Source organism: Xanthomonas sp. DAR 80977, from assembly GCF_041240605.1.
Lineage (GTDB): Bacteria > Pseudomonadota > Gammaproteobacteria > Xanthomonadales > Xanthomonadaceae > Xanthomonas_A > Xanthomonas_A bundabergensis.
Genome location: NZ_CP162487.1, coordinates 4,596,351 through 4,616,285 on the forward strand (window position 1 = coordinate 4,596,351; position 19,935 = coordinate 4,616,285).

Consider the following 19,935-nt stretch of genomic DNA (forward strand, 5'->3'; position numbering starts at 1 on the left):
GGCGGGATTGGGGATTCTGGATTCGGGATTGGCCGAAGCGGTCGCGCCGCCTTGCCCTCACTCCGAATCCCTCGCCCTCGATGCCGCCTTGCGTATCCCTAATCCCGAATGCCGAATCCCGGCTGTTACGCCTTCTCGGCCATCTTCTTGGCCTTCTCGACCGCTTCCTCGATGCTGCCGACCATGTAGAACGCCTGCTCCGGCAGGTGGTCGTATTCGCCGTCGACGATGCCCTTGAAGCCGCGGATGGTGTCCTTCAGCGACACGTACTTGCCCGGCGAGCCGGTGAACACTTCGGCCACGTGGAACGGCTGGCTGAAGAAGCGCTCGATCTTGCGCGCGCGCGACACCGACTGCTTGTCCTCTTCGGACAGCTCGTCCATGCCCAGGATCGCGATGATGTCCTTCAGTTCCTTGTACTTCTGCAGGGTCATCTGCACGCGGCGCGCGGTGTCGTAGTGCTCGTGGCCGATCACGTTCGGATCCATCATGCGCGAGGTCGAATCCAGCGGATCCACCGCCGGGTAGATACCCAGCGAGGCGATGCTGCGCGACAGCGCGACGGTCGAGTCGAGGTGGGCGAAGGTGGTCGCCGGCGACGGGTCGGTGTAGTCGTCCGCGGGCACGTACACGGCCTGGATCGAGGTGATCGAGCCGGTCTTGGTCGAGGTGATGCGCTCCTGCAGCACGCCCATTTCCTCGGCCAGGGTCGGCTGGTAGCCCACCGCCGACGGCATGCGGCCCAGCAGCGCCGACACTTCGGTACCGGCCAGGGTGTAGCGGTAGATGTTGTCGACGAACAGCAGCACGTCCTTGCCCTTGCCGGACGCGTCCTTCTCGTCGCGGAAGTACTCGGCCATGGTCAGGCCGGTCAGCGCCACGCGCAGACGGTTGCCCGGCGGCTCGTTCATCTGGCCGTACACCATCGCCACCTTGTCCAGGACGTTGGAGTCCTTCATCTCGTGGTAGAAGTCGTTGCCCTCGCGGGTACGCTCGCCCACGCCGGCGAACACGGACAGGCCCGAGTGCGCCTTGGCGATGTTGTTGATCAGTTCCATCATGTTGACGGTCTTGCCGACGCCGGCGCCGCCGAACAGGCCGACCTTGCCGCCCTTGGCGAACGGGCACATCAGGTCGATGACCTTGATGCCGGTTTCCAGCAGCTCGGTGGCCGAGGACTGGTCTTCGTAGCTCGGCGCGGCGCGGTGGATTTCCCAATGGTCGGTGGCCTGCACCTCGCCGGCCTCGTCGATCGGGCGGCCCAGCACGTCCATGATCCGGCCCAGCGTGCCCGGGCCGACCGGCACCGAGATCGCGCGGCCGGTGTTGGACGCCACCAGGTTGCGCTTGAGGCCGTCGGTGGAACCGAGCGCGATGGTGCGCACGATGCCGTCGCCCAGCTGCTGCTGCACTTCCAGCGTGATGGCCGTGCCTTCGACCTTCAGTGCGTCGTAAATCTTCGGCACATCGGCACGCGCGAATTCGACGTCGACGACCGCGCCGATGATCTGAACGATCTTGCCCTGACTCATTTTGCTGCTCCGGTTAGCTTTAGTTCTGTGCGGATGGCCTGCGCCATCCCATGGATTTCGTGATTCGGGATTCGGGATTCGGGATTCGTAAAAGCGCGCTTCGCTGCTCTTGCCAATCCCGATTCTCCAATCCCGAATCCCGGCACTTAGACGGCCGCTGCGCCGCCGACGATCTCGGAAATTTCCTGGGTGATCGCCGCCTGCCGCGCCTTGTTGTAGATGAGCTGCAAGGTGCTGATGAGCTTGTTGGCGTTGTCGCTGGCGGCCTTCATCGCCACCATGCGCGCGGCGTGCTCGGAGGCCACGTTCTCCAGCACCGCCTGGTACACCAGCGACTCGATGTAGCGCGTCATCACGTGCTCCAGCACGGTCGCGGCATCGGGTTCGTACAGGTAGTCCCAGTCGTGGTGCGCGACCTGGTTCTCCGCCGCCGGCAGCGGCAGCAGCTGGTCGAAGCTGGCCTTCTGCGTCATCGTGTTCACGAAGCGGTTGTAGACCAGGTAGACGCGGTCGACCTTGCCCTCGGTGAACGCGTCCAGCATCACCTTGATCACGCCGATCAGCTGCTCCAGCTGCGGCACGTCGCCGAGGTGGCTGACGCTGCCGACCATGTCGACCTTGAGCCGGCGGAAGAACACCGAGGCCTTCTGGCCGATGGTGACCACGTCGATGCCGGCGCCCTTGTCCTGCCACTGGCGCACTTCGCCCAGCATCTTGCGGAACAGGTTGTTGTTGAGGCCGCCGGCCAGGCCGCGATCGGAGGAGATCACGATGTAGCCGACGCGCTTGACCGTGTCGCGCTGCACCAGGAACGGATGCGTGTAGTCGGTGCTGGCCTGCGCCAGATGCCCGATCACCTGCTTCATCGCCTGCGCGTACGGCCGCGAGGTCTTCATCCGATCCTGCGCCTTGCGGATCTTGGAGGCCGAGACCATCTCGAGCGCGCGCGTCACCTTGCGGGTGTTCTGCACGCTCTTGATCTTGGTTTTGATTTCGCGTCCGCCTGCCATTACTCGCTCGCTCCGCTCGTGGGATTGGGGATTGGGGATTGGGGATTAGCTAAAGCTCCCAAACTCACCTCACCTACAACCCAAAATACCTGAATCTGGAGATCCGGAACGATGATCGGGGATCGACCAAGTCCCCTGAATCACCGCTCTTGCGAATCCCGAATGCCCAATCCCGAATCCCGGCTCTTTACCAGCTGCCCGTGGTCTTGAACTCGCCGATGCCCTTCTTGAACGCCGCTTCGATCTCGCCGTTCCAGTCGCCGCTGTCGTTGACCTTGGCGATCAGCTCGCCGGCGGTGTTGGCGAAATGCGCGTGCAGGCCTTCCTCGAACGCGCCGATCTTGTTGACCGGCACGTCGTCCAGGAAGCCTTCGTTGACCGCGTAGATCGACAGCGCCTGGTTGGCGATGGACATCGGCAGGTACTGCTTCTGCTTCATCAGCTCGGTGACGCGCTGGCCGCGCTCGAGCTGCTTGCGGGTGGCTTCGTCCAGGTCCGAGGCGAACTGCGCGAACGCCGCCAGCTCGCGGTACTGCGCCAGCGAGATGCGGATGCCGCCGGAGAGCTTCTTGATGATCTTGGTCTGCGCGGCGCCGCCGACGCGCGACACCGAGATGCCCGCGTTCACCGCCGGGCGGATGCCGGCGTTGAACAGGTCGGTTTCCAGGAAGATCTGGCCGTCGGTGATCGAGATCACGTTGGTCGGCACGAACGCGGACACGTCGCCGGCCTGGGTTTCGATGATCGGCAGCGCGGTCAGCGAGCCGGTCTTGCCCTTGACCTCGCCCTTGGTGAACTGCTCCACGTACTCCTCGGACACGCGCGCGGCGCGCTCCAGCAGGCGGCTGTGCAGGTAGAACACGTCGCCCGGGTACGCTTCGCGGCCCGGCGGGCGCTTCAGCAGCAGCGAGATCTGGCGGTAGGCCACGGCCTGCTTGGACAGGTCGTCGTACACGATCAGCGCGTCTTCGCCGCGGTCCATGAAGTACTCGCCCATGGTGCAGCCCGCGTAGGCGCTGATGTACTGCATCGCCGCCGACTCGGAGGCGGTCGCGGCGACCACGATGGTATGCGCCAGCGCGCCGTTCTCTTCCAGCTTGCGCACGATGTTGGCCACGGTCGAGGCCTTCTGCCCGATCGCCACGTACACGCACTTGATGCCGGTGGTCTTCTGGTTGATCACCGCATCGATCGCCAGCGCGGTCTTGCCGGTCTGGCGGTCGCCGATGACCAGCTCGCGCTGGCCGCGGCCGATCGGGATCATCGCGTCGACCGACTTGTAGCCGGTCTGCACCGGCTGGTCGACCGACTTGCGCCAGATCACGCCCGGCGCCACGCGCTCCACCGGCGCGGTCTGCGTGGTGCCGAGCGGGCCCTTGCCGTCGATCGGCTCGCCCAGCGCGTTGACCACGCGGCCGAGCAGTTCCTTGCCCACCGGCACTTCCAGGATGCGGCCGGTGGTCTTGGCCACGTCGCCTTCGCGCAGGTTCTCGTAGTCGCCGAGCACCACGGCGCCGACCGAGTCGCGCTCCAGGTTCAGCGCCAGGGCATAGGTCTCGTTCGGCAGTTCGATCATCTCGCCCTGCATCACATCGGCCAGGCCGAAGATGCGCACGATGCCGTCGGACACGCTGGTGACCGTGCCTTCGTTGCGCGACTCCGCAGTCAGCTTGACCTGCTCGATGCGGTTCTTGATCAGTTCGCTGATTTCGGAGGGGTTGAGCGTGGTTGCCATCTTGGTTTCCTTCGGATCGTCCACCGCACGAAGGCGGATGGCGACTTTTGGTTAGCTTCTTTGAGAATCGGGAATGGGGAATCGGGAATCGCAGGTGGCGTCGCCGCCGGGCCGGGTTCTCGCTTCTCTATTCGCCATTCCCGCTTCTTAGTGGGCCAGTGCGGATTGCAGGCGCGACAGCTTGCCTTTCAACGAACCGTCGATGACCACGTCGCCGGCGTCGATCACCGCGCCGCCGATCAGCGAAGCGTCCACCGCCGTGGTGATCTCGACCTCGCGGCCGAAGCGCTGCTTCAGCGCCACCTTCAACGAGGCCACTTCCGCGTCGCTGAGCTGGCTGGCCGAGGTCACGTTGGCCTTGACCACGCATTCGGCCTCGGCACGCAGCTGATCGTACAGCCCGGCGATCTCGGGCAGCAGCGGCAGCCGCTGGCCTTCGGCCAGCAGGCTCAGGAAGCGCGCGTACTGCTCGTCGGCCACCTGCGGCGCCAGCAGCGCCACCGCCTGTTCGCGCTGCAGCTGCGGGTTGTGCAGCAACGCGGCCACGCGCGGATCGGCCGCGACCTGGGCGGAGAACGCCAAGGCCTGCGACCACGGCGCGAGCTTGCCGGCATCGCTGGCCGCGGCGAACGCGGCGCGGGCATACGGACGCGCCAGTGTGAGGGCCTGGCTCATCTCAGATCTCCGCCGCCAGCTCGTCGAGCAGCGCCTTGTGGGCGTTGGCGTCGATTTCGCGCTTGAGCAGCTTTTCCGCACCGCTCACCGCCAGCAGCGAAACCTGGCGACGCAGGTCCTCGCGCGCACGGTTGGCCGCGGCGTCGATCTCGGCCTGGGCCAGGTCCTTCTGCCGGTTGGCCTCGGCGATCGCCTCGTTCTTGGCCGCCTCGACGATCTGGTTGGCGCGCGCGTGGGCCTGGTCGATGATCTCGTTGGCCTTGACGCGTGCGTCCTTCAGCGCTTCGTTGACCTTTTCCTGCGCCTGCGCCAGATCCTTCTGGCTGCGATCGGCGGCGGCGAGGCCTTCGGCGATCTTCTGTTGGCGCTCTTCGATGGCCTTCATCAGCGGCGGCCAGATCTTGGTCGCGACGATCCAGATCAGACCGGCAAACGCCAGCGCCTGGGCAAAGAGGGTGAGACCGATATTCATTGGGTACGCTCAGCCAAAGGTGACGGGGTGGACGCGCCGCCATCGCGGCGGGCGCGTCCGAACCTTCATCCGTAGCGGCGGCCGCATCGCTGCGGCCGTCCGCCGGTGCTACTGGATCAGCCGCCCTGCGGCAGGCGCGACACGAACTCGCCGATCATCGGGTTGGCGAACGCGAACAGCAGGCCGACCGCGACGCTGATGATGAACGCGGCGTCGATCAGGCCGGCGGTGATGAACATGCGCACCTGCAGCACCGGGATCAGTTCCGGCTGGCGCGCGGCCGACTCCAGGAACTTGCCGGCCATGATGGCCAGACCGAGGCCGGCGCCCAGCGCGGCCAGGCCGATCATGATGCCGACGGCGAGGACGGTGGAGCTCTGGACTTGGGCGAGGTTGGTCAGGACGGCGAAGTACATGGTTTTCTCCAGGAACAAAGTTGCTTGAGGATGGTGAATCGGACGAAGGGTTGCTTAAAACGCGTGAAGCAGGAACGTCAGTGGCTGTCTTCCGCCAGGCTCAGATACACGATGGACAGCATCATGAAGATGAAAGCCTGCAGCGGGATCACCAGCAGGTGGAACAGCATCCAGCCGAAGCCGAACGCGCCGCCGGCCAGGGCGCCGAAGATGCCGGCACCGCCCAGCACCCAGATCAGCAGGAATACGATCTCGCCGCCGAACATGTTGCCGAACAGTCGCATCGCCAGCGAGATCGGCTTGCTCAGCCACTCGACGACATTGAGGATCAGGTTGAACGGCAGCATCCACTTGCCGAACGGGGCGGTCAGGAATTCCTTGGTCATCCCGCCCACGCCCTTGGAGCGCAGCGAGAAGAAGATCATCAGGAAGAACACGCTGATCGACATGCCCAGGGTGGCGTTGACGTCGGCGGTGGGCACCGGCTTCCAGTAGTGCACGCCGGCCCAGCTGAGCGGAATGGCGATGAAGTCCGCCGGGATCATCTTGATGAGGTTCATCATCAGGATCCAGAAGAACAGGGTGATCGCGATCGGGGTCACCAGCTTGCTGGTGCCGTGGTAGGTGTCCTTGGCCTGGCGGTCGACGAACTCGAGCAGGATCTCCACGAACGCCTGCCACTTGCCCGGCACGCCGGCGGTGGCCTTGCGCGTGGCCAGCCAGAAGCCGAACACCATCAGCAGGCCGGACAGCACCGACATGACCAGGGTGTCCACGTGCACCTGCCAGAACCCGCCTTCCTGCACCTGGAAGGTGAGGTTCTGCAGGTGGTGCTGGATGTAGGAGGTAGGGGTTGCTTCCTCGCCCGCCATGAGTCCTGAGCCTTTATCGTGATTCGATCAACGTCTGGCCAGAGCCAGAACCTGGAACATCAGCCCGACGGCGATACCCGCCAACAGGGCCAGAGGAGGCAGCCGCCACCAGGCAAAGCCCAGCGCCAGTACCGCGAACACCAACACCCACTTCAGCACCATGGCCACGATCAACCGCGCCATCGCCGCACCTGCCGCCTGCACGCCGCCGCTCAACGCGGTGCGTGCCGCCAGCCATCCCCCCGCCACTGTCGCCAGCCCGGTTGCGGCGGCGCCCATGGCGTACTTCGGCCCCAGCAGCAGGAACGCCAGGGAGACCACGGCCACCGCCACCAGCGGGTAAATCGCTGCGCGCAGCATCAGCCGCCGACCCGCATCAACGGAGTTCAGCACAGAAAATCCTGCAGTTGGTGGTGGGTTGAGGACGTCTTCGCGTCCGTCGAGCCGCGGAATTATAGCAATGGGACAATTTGCGAGACAACCGCCAAAGGTCGCGGCCATCCCCAGGACCGAGCCCAGCCGCCAACGATAGCACGTCGCGCCTGCGCGCCGCGGCCTGGATTGATGCATCGCAACAGGGATTTGCGTGGGAACTTTTCCTGCCGCATCCGGTCCTAAGCTGCAGGGACTGCGCCCATCCTCGTCGATCTGCAGCGCAGACCCATGGAGCCCCGGGCGACCGGGGCTCTTCTTTTTTGCCTCCGATTCTGTGACCAAGGCCGCGCCGTTCTCTCCATACCTTCACGGATGGTGGACATGGGGTTACGGATAGTGGCGGCACGCGGTGGCGCTCGCCATCGGCGCATCCATCCCCAGATGTCGGAGCCTTGCCCCCTATGAAACACTTGCTTGCCTTGGCGTTGCCGTGCGCGCTCGCCGCCGCCTACGCCCTTCCCGCCCACGCCGAAGACGGCGACGACCGCTTCACCATCCGCCTCGGCGCGATGAACGTGGACAACGACAACACGCTGCGCGGCAACACCACCATCGCCGGCAACGAAATCTCCGGTTCGCAGGACTTCGACTTCGGCGGCAAGGAATGGGAGCCGCGCGTGGACGGCATGTTCCGCATCAGCACCCGCCAGCGCCTGATCTTCGACTACTTCAAGTACGACAAGGACCGCCGCGAGCAACTGGGCGAGGACGTCAGCTACGACGGCGTCACCGTGCCCAGCGGCAGCTTCGTCAAGGGCGAGCTGAAGTACCAGGTCGCCAGCCTGGTGTACGACTACGCGGTGATCGACACCCCGCAGTTCAGCATGGGCCTGCAGATCGGCGCCGAGTGGGCCAAGATCCAGGCCAATGCCTACGCCGACCTGGGCGACCTGTATTCGGGCACCTTCATCGACGAGAGCGAGGACGGCGCCGCGCCGGTGGTCGGCCTGCGCTTCACCGCGCAGCCGAACGAGCACTGGCTGTTCAGCGTGCAGGGCCAGTACCTCAACACCAAGTGGGGCGATTTCGGCAAGTACGACGGCGACCTGAGCCGCGCCAACGCGATCGCCGAATACCGCTTCACCAAGAACTTCGGCATCTTCGCCGGCTACGACTGGTTCAAGCTGGACGTGGACCGCGAGACCGACTCCAACTCCGCCTCGCTGACCAATGTCGGCCTGAAGCAGGAGTTCAAGGGCCCGGTGGCCGGCGTGACCTTCGCGTTCTGATTCCTTCGGGACTCGGGACTCGGGACTCGGGACTCGCAAGGAGTTTCAACGCAAACCCCCGCAGCGATGCGGGGGTTTGTCGTTTATGGGGCTGGTTGGCAGGCAGTCGAATCCTGCGGTGGCCTGGACGGCGATGCCGGCGCGGGCGCGGCGGACACGCTCACGGCGGCTTGGTCGCGCCCGCCACCAGCAGGTGCCGGTGAATCTCGCAATAGCACTCGTCGTGCCAGCCGTAGTGCGGATCGCGGCAGACCGAATGGCGTACCGCCGCGGGCAGGTCGCCCACCGCGCTGCGCAGATCGTGCCGCAAGGCCACGAACACCGAGCCGGGCTGGGGCCAATCGGTCCGCTGCGGCGGCTCCTGCATGCGGTTGCCCCTGTTCAGTTCGCGCTCCAGCAGCGCCTGCAGCTCGGGACACAGCGGCTTGGTGTGCATCGCATTCTCCGCAATCGCGGCCGCGGCGCCGCGCAGACGCGACGACGCCCCGCGAGCGGGGCGTCGTCGGCATCGCCAGGCGCGGGGCGGCTTACTTCTTCTTCGGGATGTACAGGTCGGTGATGGTGCCGTCGTAGACCTCGGCGGCCATGCCGACCGATTCGCTCAGGGTCGGATGGGCGTGGATGGTGTGGCCGATGTCCTCGGCCTCGGCGCCCATCTCGATCGCCAGGCCGATCTCGGCCAGCAGGTCGCCGGCATGCACGCCGACGATGGCGCCGCCGATGATGCGGTGCGTGTCCTCGTCGAAGATCAGCTTGGTGAAGCCCTCGGTGCGGCCGATGCCGATGGCGCGGCCGCTGGCCGCCCACGGGAACTTGGCCACGCCGACCTTCAGGCCCTTGGCCTTGGCTTCGGTCTCGGTGACGCCGACCCAGGCGATTTCCGGGTTGGTGTAGGCCACCGACGGGATCACCCGCGCCACCCACTCCTTCTTCTCGCCCGCGGCCACTTCCGCGGCCAGCTTGCCCTCGTGCGTGGCCTTGTGCGCCAGCATCGGGTTGCCGACGATGTCGCCGATGGCGAAGATGTGCGGCACGTTGCTGCGCATCTGCCGGTCGACCGGAATGAAGCCGCGCTCGGTGACGTTGACCCCGGCCTTGTCGGCGCCGATCTTCTTGCCGTTCGGCGAGCGGCCCACCGCGACCAGCACGCGGTCGTAGCTGGTCGCGCCCAGCGCCGGCTGCTCGCCCTCGGCCGCCGCCTCGAACGCCACGGTGATGCCCTTCTTGTCGGCCTTGACCTCGGTGGCCTTGGTCTTCAGATGGACCTCCACGCCCTGCTTGTTCAGCCGGTCGGCCAGCGGCTTGACCAGGTCCTTGTCGGCGCCCGGCATCAGCTGGTCCATGAACTCGACCACGGTGACCTTGCTGCCCAGCGCGCTGTACACCGTGGCCATTTCCAGGCCGATGATGCCGCCGCCGACCACCAGCAGGGTCTTGGGGATCTCCTGCAGCTCCAGCGCATCGGTGGAGTCCATGACCCGCTTGTCGTCCCACGGGAAGTTCGGCAGCTTCACCGCCTGCGAACCGGCGGCGATGATGCACTGCTCGAAGCGCAGCAGCTGGGTCTTGCCGTCGGCGCCGACGATCTCCAGCTCGTTGGGCGACACGAACGTGGCCACGCCGGTGACGGTACGCACCTTGCGCTGCTTGGCCATGCTGGCGAGGCCGCCGGTGAGCTTGCCGACCACGTTGTCCTTGTAGGTGCGCAGCTTGTCCAGGGCGATCTTGGGCGCGCTGAAGGTCACGCCGAAATCGCCGGCATGGGCCACCTCGTCGATCACCGCGGCCGCATGCAGCAGCGCCTTGGACGGGATGCAGCCGACGTTGAGGCAGACGCCGCCGAGGCTGGCGTAGCGCTCGATCAGCACCGTGTCCAGGCCCAGGTCGGCGGCGCGGAACGCGGCGGTGTAGCCGCCGGGGCCTGCGCCGAGCACCACCATCCTGCATTCGATGTCGGCCGGCTTGCCGCTGGACAGCGCCGGCTTGGGCGCCGGCGGCTCGGCCGGGGCGCGATGCGACGGCGCCACCGGCGGCTTGCTGGCCGGCGCCTCGGCCTTGGCCGGCGCGGGCGCGGCCGCCGGCGCGGCGCCGGCGTCCTCGGTCTCCAGCAGCGCGATCACCGCGCCTTCGGACAGGGTGTCGCCGAGCTTGACCTTCAGCTCCTTGATCACCCCGGCCGCCGCCGACGGCACTTCCAGCGTGGCCTTGTCCGACTCCAGGGTCAGCAGGCCCTGGTCCTTCTTGACCGTGTCACCGACCGCGACCAGCACTTCGATGACCGGAACCTCGCTGTAGTCGCCGATATCCGGGACCTTGACCTCAATGACCGCCATGCAGCTTCTCCTGTGGCCCGGCCGGCGCGCCGGCGGGCGATTGCAGTTCTACGGCGGCGCCGCGATGGACGCGGCGCGCGCAGGTGGGGGAAAACACGGGCCGCGCCGGGCGCGGCGCCGTTGCGGCAGGACTTACAGCAGCACGCGGCGCATGTCCGCCAGCACCTGGCTCAGGTAGGTGGTGAAGCGCGCCGCCGCGGCGCCGTCGATGACCCGGTGGTCGTAGCTCAGCGACAGCGGCAGGAGCAGCTTGGGCGCGAATTCCTTGCCGTTCCACACCGGCTGGATCGCCGACTTGGACACGCCCAGGATCGCCACTTCCGGCGCGTTGACGATCGGCGTGAACGCGGTGCCGCCGATCCCGCCCAGCGAGCTGATCGAGAAGCAGCCGCCGCTCATCTCGGCCGGGCCGAGCTTGCCGTCGCGCGCCTTCTTGGCCAGCTCGCCGCTCTCGCGCGCCAGCTCGACCACGCCCTTCTTGTCCACGTCGCGGATCACCGGCACCACCAGCCCGTTCGGGGTGTCGGCGGCGAAGCCGATGTGGAAGTACTTCTTCAGGGTCAGGTTCTCGCCGGCCGCATCCAGCGAGGCGTTGAAGTCGGGGAACTGCTTCAGCGCCGCGGCGCTGGCCTTGAGCAGGAAGGCGAGCATGGTCAGCTTGATGCCGGCCTTCTCGTTCTCCTTGTTCAGCGCCACGCGCAGCGCTTCCAGGTCGGTGATGTCGGCCTGCTCGAACTGGGTGACGTGCGGGATCATCGCCCAGTTGCGCGCCAGGTTGGCGCCGGAGATCTTCTTGATCCGCGACAGCGGCTTGACCTCGACCTCGCCGAACTTGGCGAAGTCCACCTTCGGCCACGGCAGCAGGTTCAGGCCGTTGCCGCCGCCGGCCGGCGCCGCGCCGCTGCCCGCCGTAGCGGTTGCGCCGCCGGCCAGCGCGGCCTTGACGTAGCGCTGCACGTCGTCCTTGGTGATGCGGCCGCCGTGCTCGGTGCCGCTGACCTGGAACAGGTCCACGCCCAGTTCGCGCGCGAACACGCGCACCGCCGGGCTGGCATAGGGCACCTTCTGCGGCAGCACGCTGTCGGCGTTGAACTCCACCGGCGGGCTGCTCGGGGTGCCGGCCGAGGCGGGCGCCGCGGCCTTGGCCGGGGCCGCGCCCTGCACCTGCGCGATCTCGCGTTGGGCGAGCTTGTCCGGCGCGGCCGAGGCCGGGACCGGCTCCACCCCGCCGCCGGTCTCGGCGCTGGCCTGGACCGCGCCCGCGGCCGGCGCATCGGCGTTGGCGCCGGCCACCTCGATCAGCGCCACGACCTTGCCCTCGGACAGGCTGTCGCCGACCTTGACCTTCAGCTCCTTGACCACGCCGGCCACCGACGAGGGCACTTCCATCGTCGCCTTGTCCGATTCCAGGGTGACCAGGCTCTGGTCCTTCTTCACCGTATCGCCGACCGCGACCAGCACCTCGATCACCGGCACGTCGCTGTAGTCGCCGATATCCGGCACGCGCGCCTCGACGATGCCGCCGCCGGCATTCCCTGCCGGCACCGGCTTGGTCGCCTGCTGCGCGGCCGGCGCCGGCTGGGCCGGCTCCTGCTTGGCCGGCGCTGGCGCGGCCTTGGCCGCTGCCGGAGCCGGTGCGGCGGCGCTGGCGCCGTCCTCGGCCACTTCGATCAAGGCCACCAGCTTGCCTTCGGACAGGCTGTCGCCGATCTTGACCTTCAGCTCCTTGACCACGCCGGCGAACGGCGACGGCACTTCCATCGTCGCCTTGTCCGACTCCAGGGTGACCAGGCTCTGGTCCTTCTTCACCGTGTCGCCGACCGCCACCAGCACTTCGATTACCGGGACGTCGCTGTAGTCACCGATATCGGGGACAAGTGCTTCCTTGATTTCGGCCATGCGGGCAACTCCGGCAACTAATGAGGGGGAAACCCCTATTGTGGCGGCCCGCAGCCGCAGCGCCAACCTTTGCCGGGCAAAAAAACCCGCAGCGGCCGCGCCGCGGCGCCGAGAAGCGCCTGCATGCGGCGTTCGCGGCGGACTGTACGCCGGCGCATTGTCCCGCGGCCAACGCCGGGCCAGGCGGCGCATCGCCTTCACGGGCGGGCGCATAGGATGCGCCGCACCTCGATCGGAGTGCCGCCATGCGTGTGTTCGTGCTGTTGATGTCGTTGGCGATGCCGCTGGTTGCCTGGTTCTCGCAGCGCGGCGCGTTCGGCCCGACCAATGGCGCGATCTCCGACCGCTACCCGACCCTGGTCGTCGCCGCCGGCTACGCGTTCGCGATCTGGGGGCCGATCTTTTTGCTCGACCTGGCCTTCGGCCTGTGGCAGCTGTCGCCGCGGCGCCGGCGCCACGGCGCGCTGGCGCAGGTGCGGCTGCCGGCGGCGCTGGGCTTCGGCCTCACCGCGCTGTGGATGCCGGTGTTCTCGCAGCAGCACTTCCTGCTGGCGCTGGCGGTGATCTGGGCGGCGCTGGCCTGCCTGGCGCTGGCCGCGCTGCGCCTGTCGCGCGATGCGCACGCCGAGCCATGGCAGGCGCTGTGGGCGTGGCTGCCGCTGTCGCTGCACGCCGGCTGGCTGTCGCTGGCCGCGTTCCTGAACACCGCGCAGGTGATCGTCGCCTACCAGTGGCTGTCCACCACGCACATGCTGCCGTGGAGCCTGGTGCTGTTCGCGCTGGCCGGCGCGCTGCTGCTCGGCCTGAACCGGGCGATGCGCGGCAACCTGGCCTATGTCGCGGCGGCGCTGTGGGCGCTGGCCGCGGTCTACGTCAAGCAGGCCGGCAGCGGCCTGGACGGTGCGCGCAGCGCGGCCTGGGTGGCGCTGGCGCTGGCCGCGGCGCTGCTGGTGCAGACGCTGTGGCTGCGGTTGCGCGCGCCGTCGCCGCGCGCATTGCCCTGATCCGGGCTAGGTGGGCGCTGGCGTGAGCCAGACCTGCAGCGGCGCCCACGCCTGCTGCAGCCGCGCCAGCGAGAACGCGGCATTGGCCGGGCTGGTCGACGGCAGTGCCAGCACCGCCAGCGGCGGCGCGCGCAGCGCCAGCTGCGGCTGCACGAAACGCGCGAACGCCTGCGCCGCCGCGGCGCCGTTGCAGGCGATCGCGCGCAACTGCGGCAACTGCGCGATGCGCGCGGGCAGGGGATTGGGCACTTCGCTGCCGCGCACGATCGCCGTGTCCAGGCTGCCGCTGCGCCGGCACTGGCCGATCACGTCCCACAGGCCCGCGCCGCAGGCCTGCATGGCCTGCAGGCGCGCGTCGTAGTCCAGCAGCGGATCGAAGCCGCACAACGCGCCCAGCAACGGCCACAAGCGGTTGCGCGGATGCGCGTAGTAGCGCGCGTGCTGCAGCGACATCGCACCGGGCATGGAGCCGAGAATCAGCACCCGGCAATCGTCGCGAATCTGCGCAGGCAAACCCTGCAACACGTCCTGCATCGTCACGCCGCGCGCATGTGGGTGAATGTCGCCAAGCCTTAAAACCTCGTTATTTCAAGCGTCGAAAGCGTGTGCCTGAACAATGCCTGCATCCGCTTGGCCGGGGTCGGCATCGATTCATCTTCTCATCGATACGGTGTGCGCGCCCACTCCTGTGGCCCCACAAAAAAAAGATTGAGGAGATTCCCATGCGGTCCATTCAAATGCTGAGCCTGGCTGTCGTTTCCGCCCTTGCGTTCGCGCCCGCCGCGTTCGCGCAGGATGGCGACACCGCATCCGGCAAGCGCTTTTCCGTCGTCGGCAGCGCGACCCTGCTCGACCCCCATTCCAAGCCGGCCAACGGCCTCGACGTCGACGGCGGCCCGGCGCCGACCATCAGCGCCAGCTGGCTGATCAACGACAACTGGGCAGTGGAGCTGTGGGGCGCGGCCGACAAGTTCAACCACCGCGTCAACGCCAGCGGCGTGGGCAAGGTCGGCACCGTCGAGCAGCAGCCGATCGCGCTCAGCGGCCAGTACCACTTCGGCCAGGCGGACAATGTGTTCCGTCCGTTCGTCGGCGTCGGCTACTACGAGTCGAACTTCAGCAACGAGAAGATCGATGGCCTGTCGGCCAGCGGCCAGCACGTGGGCCTGGACACCGCCAAGGGTGCGATCGGCACCGTCGGCGTGGACATGAACATCAACTCGACCTGGTTCGCCCGTGCCGATGCGCGCTACATGCATTCGCGTCCGGAAGTGCAGGTCGGCGGCAGCGGCACCGGCCAGGACCTGAAGCTGGATCCGTGGCTGGTCAGCTTCGGCGTCGGCGCGCGCTTCTAAGCGCGCCCGCTCCGCGTCACCCGCAAACGGGCCTTCGGGCCCGTTTGCTTTTGTGCTGCCGCACACCCGCGATCGTCCGCGCTCAACGCGGCGAACGGTCGTAGCCGCGGTAGCGATCGAAGCGGCGCACGCGGCGCCGCAGCAGCCACGCGTACGCGCAGGCGTAGCCGAGCAGCAAGGCCGCGGCCGCGAGCAGGCTGGCGTGGCTCATCCAGCCCTGCGCCGGCCACGCCGCGCCCTCGCCCATGCTGCGCCAGCCCTGTACCAGGCCGGCGCCGATGCGCGCCACCACCAGCAGCGTCAGGGCCAGCACCAGCCACAGGTTCGGCGTGTAGTACAGGCCCTGCGGCAGCGGCTCGAACCGGCTCAGCCAGATGCCCAGCGCGCCCAGGCCCAGGCCCGCCACCCAGCCGATGCAGGCATGCAGCGCGGCGTCGGGCCACCAGTGCGATGCGATCAGCGCGAAACCCAGCAGCAGCGCACTGGACACCAGCGCCGACCAGAACTGCACGCCGGCCAGCCATGCCCGCGCCTGGCGCCGCGAGGTACCGTAGCGGAAGCGCTGCAGCAGCGACAGCGGCAACAGCACCGCGGTCACCGCCAGCGCGATCACGATCGCCAGGGGAATGGCCAGCAGCAGCGGCATGCGCGGGCTTCGCTCAGAACGCCGGCAACACCGCGCCCTGGTACTTGCGCTCGATGAAGGCCTTGACCTCGGGACTGGTCAGCGCCTTGGCCAGTTTCTGCACGCGCGGGTCGTCCTTGTTGTCGGCGCGCGCGACCAGGAAGTTCACGTACGGCGAGTCCTTGCTCTCGATCGCCAGCGCGTCGCGCGTCGGATTGAGCCCGGCGTCGAGCGCGTAGTTGGTGTTGATCAGCGCCAGGTCGACCTGGTCCAGCACCCGCGGCAGCATCGCCGAATCCAGCTCGCGGAACTTCAGCTGCTTCGGGTTGGCGACGATGTCGCGCTGGGTGGACAGGGCGTTGCCCGGATCCTTGAGCTTGATGACCCCGGCCTTGTCGAGCAGGATCAGCGCGCGGCTGTTGTTGCTGGGATCGTTGGGAATCACCACGTCGGCGCCCTGCGGCAGCTCGGCCAGCGACTTGAAGCGGCGCGAATAGGCGCCGAACGGCTCGATGTGCACGCCGATCACGGTGACCAGGGCGCTCTTGCGATCGCGGTTGTAGGCGTCCAGGTACGGCTCGGTCTGGAAGTAGTTCACGTCGATCTGCTTCTGCACCACCTGGTCGTTGGGCTGCACGTAGTCGTTGAACACGCGCACGTCCAGGGTGAGGCCCTGCTTGGCCAGCAGCGGCTTGACCACCTCCAGGATCTCCGCGTGCGGCACCGCGGTGGCGGCGACGCTGAGCCGCGCGGTGTCGGTACCGGAGGTGGACTTGCCGCAGGCGGCCAGGGCCAGCACGGCGGTGGCGAGCAGCAGACGAAGCGGGAGTTTGTTCATGGGCGGGAATCCGGAAACGTGGGAGAAGAATGGGCGGGCGGCGCTGCGAGCAAGCTAGCAGACCCGGCCGCGATGTGCGGCGAAAGGCCCGCCCGGCTTTTTGTAGGAGCGGCTTCAGCCGCGACCGGGATTACCGGTGAAGCGGTCGCGGCTGAAGCCGCTCCTACAGAGGCGCGATACGGGCGATGCGGCTCAGCGCCGGCTGTAATGCGCGACCAGGCGATCGCCGAGCATCTGCAGCCCCTGCACCAGCAGCAGCAGCACCACCACGGTGATCAGCGCCACGTCGGCGTGCGAGCGCTGGTAGCCGTCGCGGTAGGCCAGGTCGCCGAGGCCGCCGGAACCGATCGCGCCGCCCATCGCGGTGAAGCCGATCAGCGCGATGGTGGTCACCGTCGCGCCGGCGATCAGCCCGGGCCGCGCCTCCGGCAGCAGCACCCGGGTCACCAGCTGCCAGGTGGTCGCGCCCATCGCCAGGCTGGCCTCGACCACGCCGCGGTCCACTTCGCGCAGCGCCGTCTCCACCAGCCGCGCGTAGAACGGCGCGGCCCCCACCACCAGCGGCAGGATCGCGCCGCGCACGCCCAGCGAGGTGCCCATCGCCCACAGCGTCAGCGGGATCATCGCGATCATCAGGATGATGAAGGGCACCGAGCGCAGCACGTTGATCGCCAGCGCCAGGCTGCCGTACAGCAGCGGCCGCTGGTGGGTCTGGCGCGGCCCGGTCAGGAACAGCAGCACGCCCAGCGGCAGGCCGATCAGCAGGGTCAGCGGCAGCGAGCCGCCGAGCATCAGCAGCGTGTCCAGCGTGGCGTTGCCGATCTCGGCCCATTTGCCGGCGTCGAGATTGCGGAAGAAGCCGCCGGCGGCGGTGGCGAACGCGGTCATCGGCGCAGTTCCTCGACATGCACGCCGGCAGCGACGAACCCGGCCTGCGCCGCGTCCAGGTCGCCGCCGACCAGGGCCACGGTCAGCTGGCCGTACGGGGTGTCCTTGATCCGGTCGATGCGCCCGGACAGGATGTTGTAGTCCACCGCGGTCTCGCGCGCGATGCGCCCGAGCAGCGGCGCGTAGGTGTCGCCGCCGAGGAAGGTCAGGCGCAGGATGCGCCCGTCCACCACGGCGAAGTCGCGGTGCAGTTCGCCCGCGTCGACATGTTCGGCCTCGGACACGAAGCGGCGCGTGGTCGGATGGCGCGGGTGCAGGAACACCTCGGTGACCGGCCCGCTCTCGACCAGATGCCCGGCATCGAGCACCGCCACGCGGTCGCAGACGCGGCGGATCACGTCCATCTCGTGGGTGATCAGCACGATGGTCAGGCCCAGCTCGCGGTTGATCTGCGCCAGCAGGCTCAGCACCGAGGCGGTGGTCTGCGGATCCAGCGCGCTGGTGGCCTCGTCGCACAGCAGGATCTGCGGCCCGGTGGCCAGCGCGCGGGCGATGCCGACGCGCTGCTTCTGCCCGCCCGACAGCTGCGCCGGATACTTGGTGGCGTGCTCGGCCAGGCCGACCCGGGCCAGCAGCTCGGCCACCCGCGCGTCGATCTGCGCGCGCGGGGTGCCGGCCAGTTCCAGCGGGAAGGCGACATTGCCGGCCACCGTGCGCGAGGACAGCAGGTTGAAGTGCTGGAAGATCATGCCGATGCGCCGGCGCAGCGTGCGCAGCCCGGCGCGGTCCAGCGCGGTGACGTCCTCGCCGCCGATCAGCAGGCGCCCGCCGCTGGGCTCCTCCAGCCGGTTGATCAGGCGGATCAGGGTGGACTTGCCGGCGCCGGAATGGCCGATGATGCCGAACACCTCGCCGGCACGGATCTCCAGGTCGAGCGGATGCAAGGCCACGACGGCCTGGCCGGCGACGGAGTAGGACTTGTGCAGGTGCTCGAACTGGATCAACGCGCGGGGACCGGCAGCGGAAGGGGGGGCGCAAAGCCTAGCAGGCCAAGGTTGCGCGCGTTATTCCATTCGATTCTAACGCTTGCGCCGGCGCGGCCGCCGCTAAGGGTGAACTTGCGGCGGCGGACGCACGGTGGCGCGGACCCGCTCGCGATGCAGCAGGTACAGCCCGCTGGCGACGATGATCGCCGCGCCCAGCCAGGTCCAGGCGTCGGGCAGCTTGCGCCACAGCAGCCAGTCCCACGGGATCACCCAGATCAGGCCGCTGTACTCCAGCGGCGCGATCAGCGAGGCGTCGCCGCGGCGGAACGCCTGGGTCAGGGCCACCTGCCCCAGCGCCCCGGCCAGGCCCAGCGTGGCGATCCAGCCGGCATCGGCCAGGCGCAGCGGGATCCAGGCCGGCAGCGCCAGCGCGCCGGCGCCCAGCGCCATGATCAGCAGGAACCAGACCACCAGCGACTGCGGCGTATCGGTGCGCGCCAGCAGGCTGACCAGCACCGCCGCGACCGCGTAGGCGGTGGCCGCCAGCAGCACCATCAACCCCGGCAGCGAGACGAAGCCGCCCACGCCCGGGCGCAGCACCACCAGCACCCCGACCAGGCCGAGGCCGATCGCGGCCCAGCGCCGCGGGCCGACCTGCTCGCCCAGCAACGGCACCGACAGCGCCGCCACCAGCAGCGGGGCGACGAAGTAGATCGTGTACGCGGTGGACAGCGGCAGGCTGCGCAGCGCCCAGGCGAAGCAGCCGATCATCGCGATGCCGAGCACGCCGCGCAGCAGGTGCAGGCTCCAGCGCACCGGCACGATCGAGCGCGGGCCGGCGGTGGCCAGCACCCACAGCAACACGAACGGCAGCGAAGCGCCGCCGCGCAGGGTGGCGACCTGCAGCGCCGGATAGTGCGCGGCCAGCATCTTCATCGCCGCATCCATCAGCGCGAAGCAGGCGACCGCCGCGACCATCCAGGCGGCGGCCGCGGTGTTGGAACGTGAGGTGGGCATCGCAGGATTATCGCCGCGATCGGCGGCGGCGCCCAGCGACGCGCCCGCAGCGGCAGCGGCCTTGCGTCCGGATCGGTAGGATATGCGGTCTTTCCCGAGGAACTGCCATGCCTTCCTTCGACGTCGTCTCCGAAATCGACAAGCACGAACTGACCAATGCCATCGACCAGGCGAACCGCGAGCTGTCGACCCGCTTCGACTTCAAGGGCGTGGAGGCCCGCTTCGAACTCGACGACCAGGTCATCAACCAGGCGGCGCCCAGCGACTTCCAGGTCAAGCAGATGACCGACATCCTGCGCGCGCGGCTGATCGCCCGCGGCATCGACGTGCGCTGCCTGGAATTCGGCGACTTGGAGACCAACCTGGCCGGCGCGCGGCAGAAGGTCACGGTCAAGCAGGGCATCGAGCAGAAGCTCGCCAAGAAGATCGTCGCCGCGATCAAGGACGCCAAGCTGAAGGTGGAAGCGCAGATCAACGGCGACAAGCTGCGCATCAGCGGCAAGAAGCGCGACGACCTGCAGGACGTGATGGCGCTGCTGAAGAAGAGCGATTTCGAGCTGCCGCTGCAGTTCGAGAATTTCCGCGACTGAGCGGACGCCGCCGCCTGCGACGGA

The 19,935-nt window shown here is 68.1% G+C and carries 21 protein-coding genes; 4 read left to right on the top strand and 17 right to left on the bottom strand.

What is annotated here, in order from left to right; all coding sequences use genetic code 11:
- Nucleotides 1-125 precede the first annotated feature (125 nt).
- The 8 genes from atpD to AB3X10_RS19535 form a co-directional block, all read right to left on the bottom strand.
- The gene (atpD, locus tag AB3X10_RS19500; RefSeq protein ID WP_369977062.1) at nucleotides 126-1,532 is read right to left on the bottom strand and encodes a F0F1 ATP synthase subunit beta; all 1,407 of its coding nucleotides are present in this window, start codon (nucleotides 1,530-1,532) and stop codon (nucleotides 126-128) included.
- A 146-nt stretch (nucleotides 1,533-1,678) separates the two neighbouring features.
- A complete protein-coding gene (atpG, locus tag AB3X10_RS19505; RefSeq protein ID WP_179568764.1) occupies nucleotides 1,679-2,542 on the bottom strand; it encodes a F0F1 ATP synthase subunit gamma in 864 nt (287 codons plus the stop codon).
- A 187-nt stretch (nucleotides 2,543-2,729) separates the two neighbouring features.
- On the bottom strand, nucleotides 2,730-4,277 hold the full coding sequence (gene atpA / locus AB3X10_RS19510; protein ID WP_369977063.1) for a F0F1 ATP synthase subunit alpha: 1,548 nt from the start codon (nucleotides 4,275-4,277) through the stop codon (nucleotides 2,730-2,732).
- Nucleotides 4,278-4,424: 147 nt separating this feature from the next.
- Entirely contained in the window at nucleotides 4,425-4,952 is a 528-nt protein-coding gene (locus AB3X10_RS19515) for a F0F1 ATP synthase subunit delta (RefSeq protein ID WP_369977064.1), read from the bottom strand.
- Between the two features lies 1 nt (nucleotide 4,953).
- Nucleotides 4,954-5,424: a F0F1 ATP synthase subunit B gene (locus tag AB3X10_RS19520; protein ID WP_145705139.1), complete on the bottom strand. Its 471-nt coding sequence runs from the start codon at nucleotides 5,422-5,424 to the stop codon at nucleotides 4,954-4,956.
- A gap of 116 nt (nucleotides 5,425-5,540) precedes the next feature.
- Nucleotides 5,541-5,840 (bottom strand): F0F1 ATP synthase subunit C, encoded by a 300-nt coding sequence (atpE, locus tag AB3X10_RS19525; protein ID WP_046978353.1) that lies wholly within the window; start codon nucleotides 5,838-5,840, stop codon nucleotides 5,541-5,543.
- A gap of 77 nt (nucleotides 5,841-5,917) precedes the next feature.
- Entirely contained in the window at nucleotides 5,918-6,712 is a 795-nt protein-coding gene (gene atpB, locus AB3X10_RS19530; protein WP_369977065.1) for a F0F1 ATP synthase subunit A, read from the bottom strand.
- Between the two features lie 27 nt (nucleotides 6,713-6,739).
- Nucleotides 6,740-7,105, bottom strand: coding sequence for an ATP synthase subunit I (locus AB3X10_RS19535; protein WP_104558638.1), 366 nt, complete (start codon nucleotides 7,103-7,105; stop codon nucleotides 6,740-6,742).
- A gap of 443 nt (nucleotides 7,106-7,548) precedes the next feature.
- On the opposite strand from AB3X10_RS19535, the gene AB3X10_RS19540 reads away from it, so the two are divergent.
- Nucleotides 7,549-8,376 (top strand): hypothetical protein, encoded by an 828-nt coding sequence (locus tag AB3X10_RS19540; RefSeq protein ID WP_369977066.1) that lies wholly within the window; start codon nucleotides 7,549-7,551, stop codon nucleotides 8,374-8,376.
- A 160-nt stretch (nucleotides 8,377-8,536) separates the two neighbouring features.
- Here the strand turns inward: AB3X10_RS19540 and AB3X10_RS19545 are convergent, their stop codons facing one another.
- From AB3X10_RS19545 to aceF, 3 genes are all read right to left on the bottom strand, one after another.
- Nucleotides 8,537-8,812, bottom strand: a complete 276-nt coding sequence (locus AB3X10_RS19545) for a hypothetical protein (RefSeq protein WP_369977067.1) — start codon at nucleotides 8,810-8,812, stop codon at nucleotides 8,537-8,539.
- Nucleotides 8,813-8,903: 91 nt separating this feature from the next.
- On the bottom strand, nucleotides 8,904-10,709 hold the full coding sequence (gene lpdA / locus AB3X10_RS19550) for a dihydrolipoyl dehydrogenase (protein WP_369977068.1): 1,806 nt from the start codon (nucleotides 10,707-10,709) through the stop codon (nucleotides 8,904-8,906).
- Between the two features lie 132 nt (nucleotides 10,710-10,841).
- Nucleotides 10,842-12,608 (bottom strand): dihydrolipoyllysine-residue acetyltransferase, encoded by a 1,767-nt coding sequence (gene aceF, locus AB3X10_RS19555; protein ID WP_369977069.1) that lies wholly within the window; start codon nucleotides 12,606-12,608, stop codon nucleotides 10,842-10,844.
- A gap of 245 nt (nucleotides 12,609-12,853) precedes the next feature.
- Between aceF and AB3X10_RS19560 the strand changes: the two genes are divergently transcribed.
- Nucleotides 12,854-13,612, top strand: a complete 759-nt coding sequence (locus AB3X10_RS19560; RefSeq protein ID WP_369977070.1) for a hypothetical protein — start codon at nucleotides 12,854-12,856, stop codon at nucleotides 13,610-13,612.
- 6 nt (nucleotides 13,613-13,618) lie between these two features.
- Here AB3X10_RS19560 and AB3X10_RS19565 read toward each other — a convergent pair whose 3' ends face one another.
- Nucleotides 13,619-14,146: a DNA-deoxyinosine glycosylase gene (locus AB3X10_RS19565; RefSeq protein WP_369977071.1), complete on the bottom strand. Its 528-nt coding sequence runs from the start codon at nucleotides 14,144-14,146 to the stop codon at nucleotides 13,619-13,621.
- Nucleotides 14,147-14,334: 188 nt separating this feature from the next.
- Here AB3X10_RS19565 and AB3X10_RS19570 point away from each other — a divergent pair, with 188 nt between their 5' ends.
- Nucleotides 14,335-14,967 carry an OmpW/AlkL family protein gene (locus AB3X10_RS19570; RefSeq protein WP_369977072.1) on the top strand — a complete coding sequence of 211 codons (633 nt, stop codon included), beginning with the start codon at nucleotides 14,335-14,337 and terminating at the stop codon, nucleotides 14,965-14,967.
- An 82-nt stretch (nucleotides 14,968-15,049) separates the two neighbouring features.
- Here AB3X10_RS19570 and AB3X10_RS19575 read toward each other — a convergent pair whose 3' ends face one another.
- From AB3X10_RS19575 to AB3X10_RS19595, 5 genes are all read right to left on the bottom strand, one after another.
- The gene (locus tag AB3X10_RS19575) at nucleotides 15,050-15,613 is read right to left on the bottom strand and encodes a DUF1453 domain-containing protein (RefSeq protein WP_369977073.1); all 564 of its coding nucleotides are present in this window, start codon (nucleotides 15,611-15,613) and stop codon (nucleotides 15,050-15,052) included.
- 13 nt (nucleotides 15,614-15,626) lie between these two features.
- Complete coding sequence (locus tag AB3X10_RS19580; protein ID WP_369977074.1) at nucleotides 15,627-16,430, bottom strand: MetQ/NlpA family ABC transporter substrate-binding protein; 804 nt, start codon at nucleotides 16,428-16,430, stop codon at nucleotides 15,627-15,629.
- 192 nt (nucleotides 16,431-16,622) lie between these two features.
- Entirely contained in the window at nucleotides 16,623-17,318 is a 696-nt protein-coding gene (locus tag AB3X10_RS19585; protein WP_369977075.1) for a methionine ABC transporter permease, read from the bottom strand.
- Nucleotides 17,315-18,322, bottom strand: a complete 1,008-nt coding sequence (locus tag AB3X10_RS19590) for a methionine ABC transporter ATP-binding protein (protein ID WP_369977076.1) — start codon at nucleotides 18,320-18,322, stop codon at nucleotides 17,315-17,317. Before AB3X10_RS19590 ends, AB3X10_RS19585 begins: the two co-directional genes overlap by 4 nt.
- A gap of 102 nt (nucleotides 18,323-18,424) precedes the next feature.
- Entirely contained in the window at nucleotides 18,425-19,321 is an 897-nt protein-coding gene (locus AB3X10_RS19595; RefSeq protein ID WP_369977077.1) for a DMT family transporter, read from the bottom strand.
- A 107-nt stretch (nucleotides 19,322-19,428) separates the two neighbouring features.
- Between AB3X10_RS19595 and AB3X10_RS19600 the strand changes: the two genes are divergently transcribed.
- Entirely contained in the window at nucleotides 19,429-19,911 is a 483-nt protein-coding gene (locus tag AB3X10_RS19600; protein WP_369977078.1) for a YajQ family cyclic di-GMP-binding protein, read from the top strand.
- Nucleotides 19,912-19,935 lie beyond the last annotated feature (24 nt).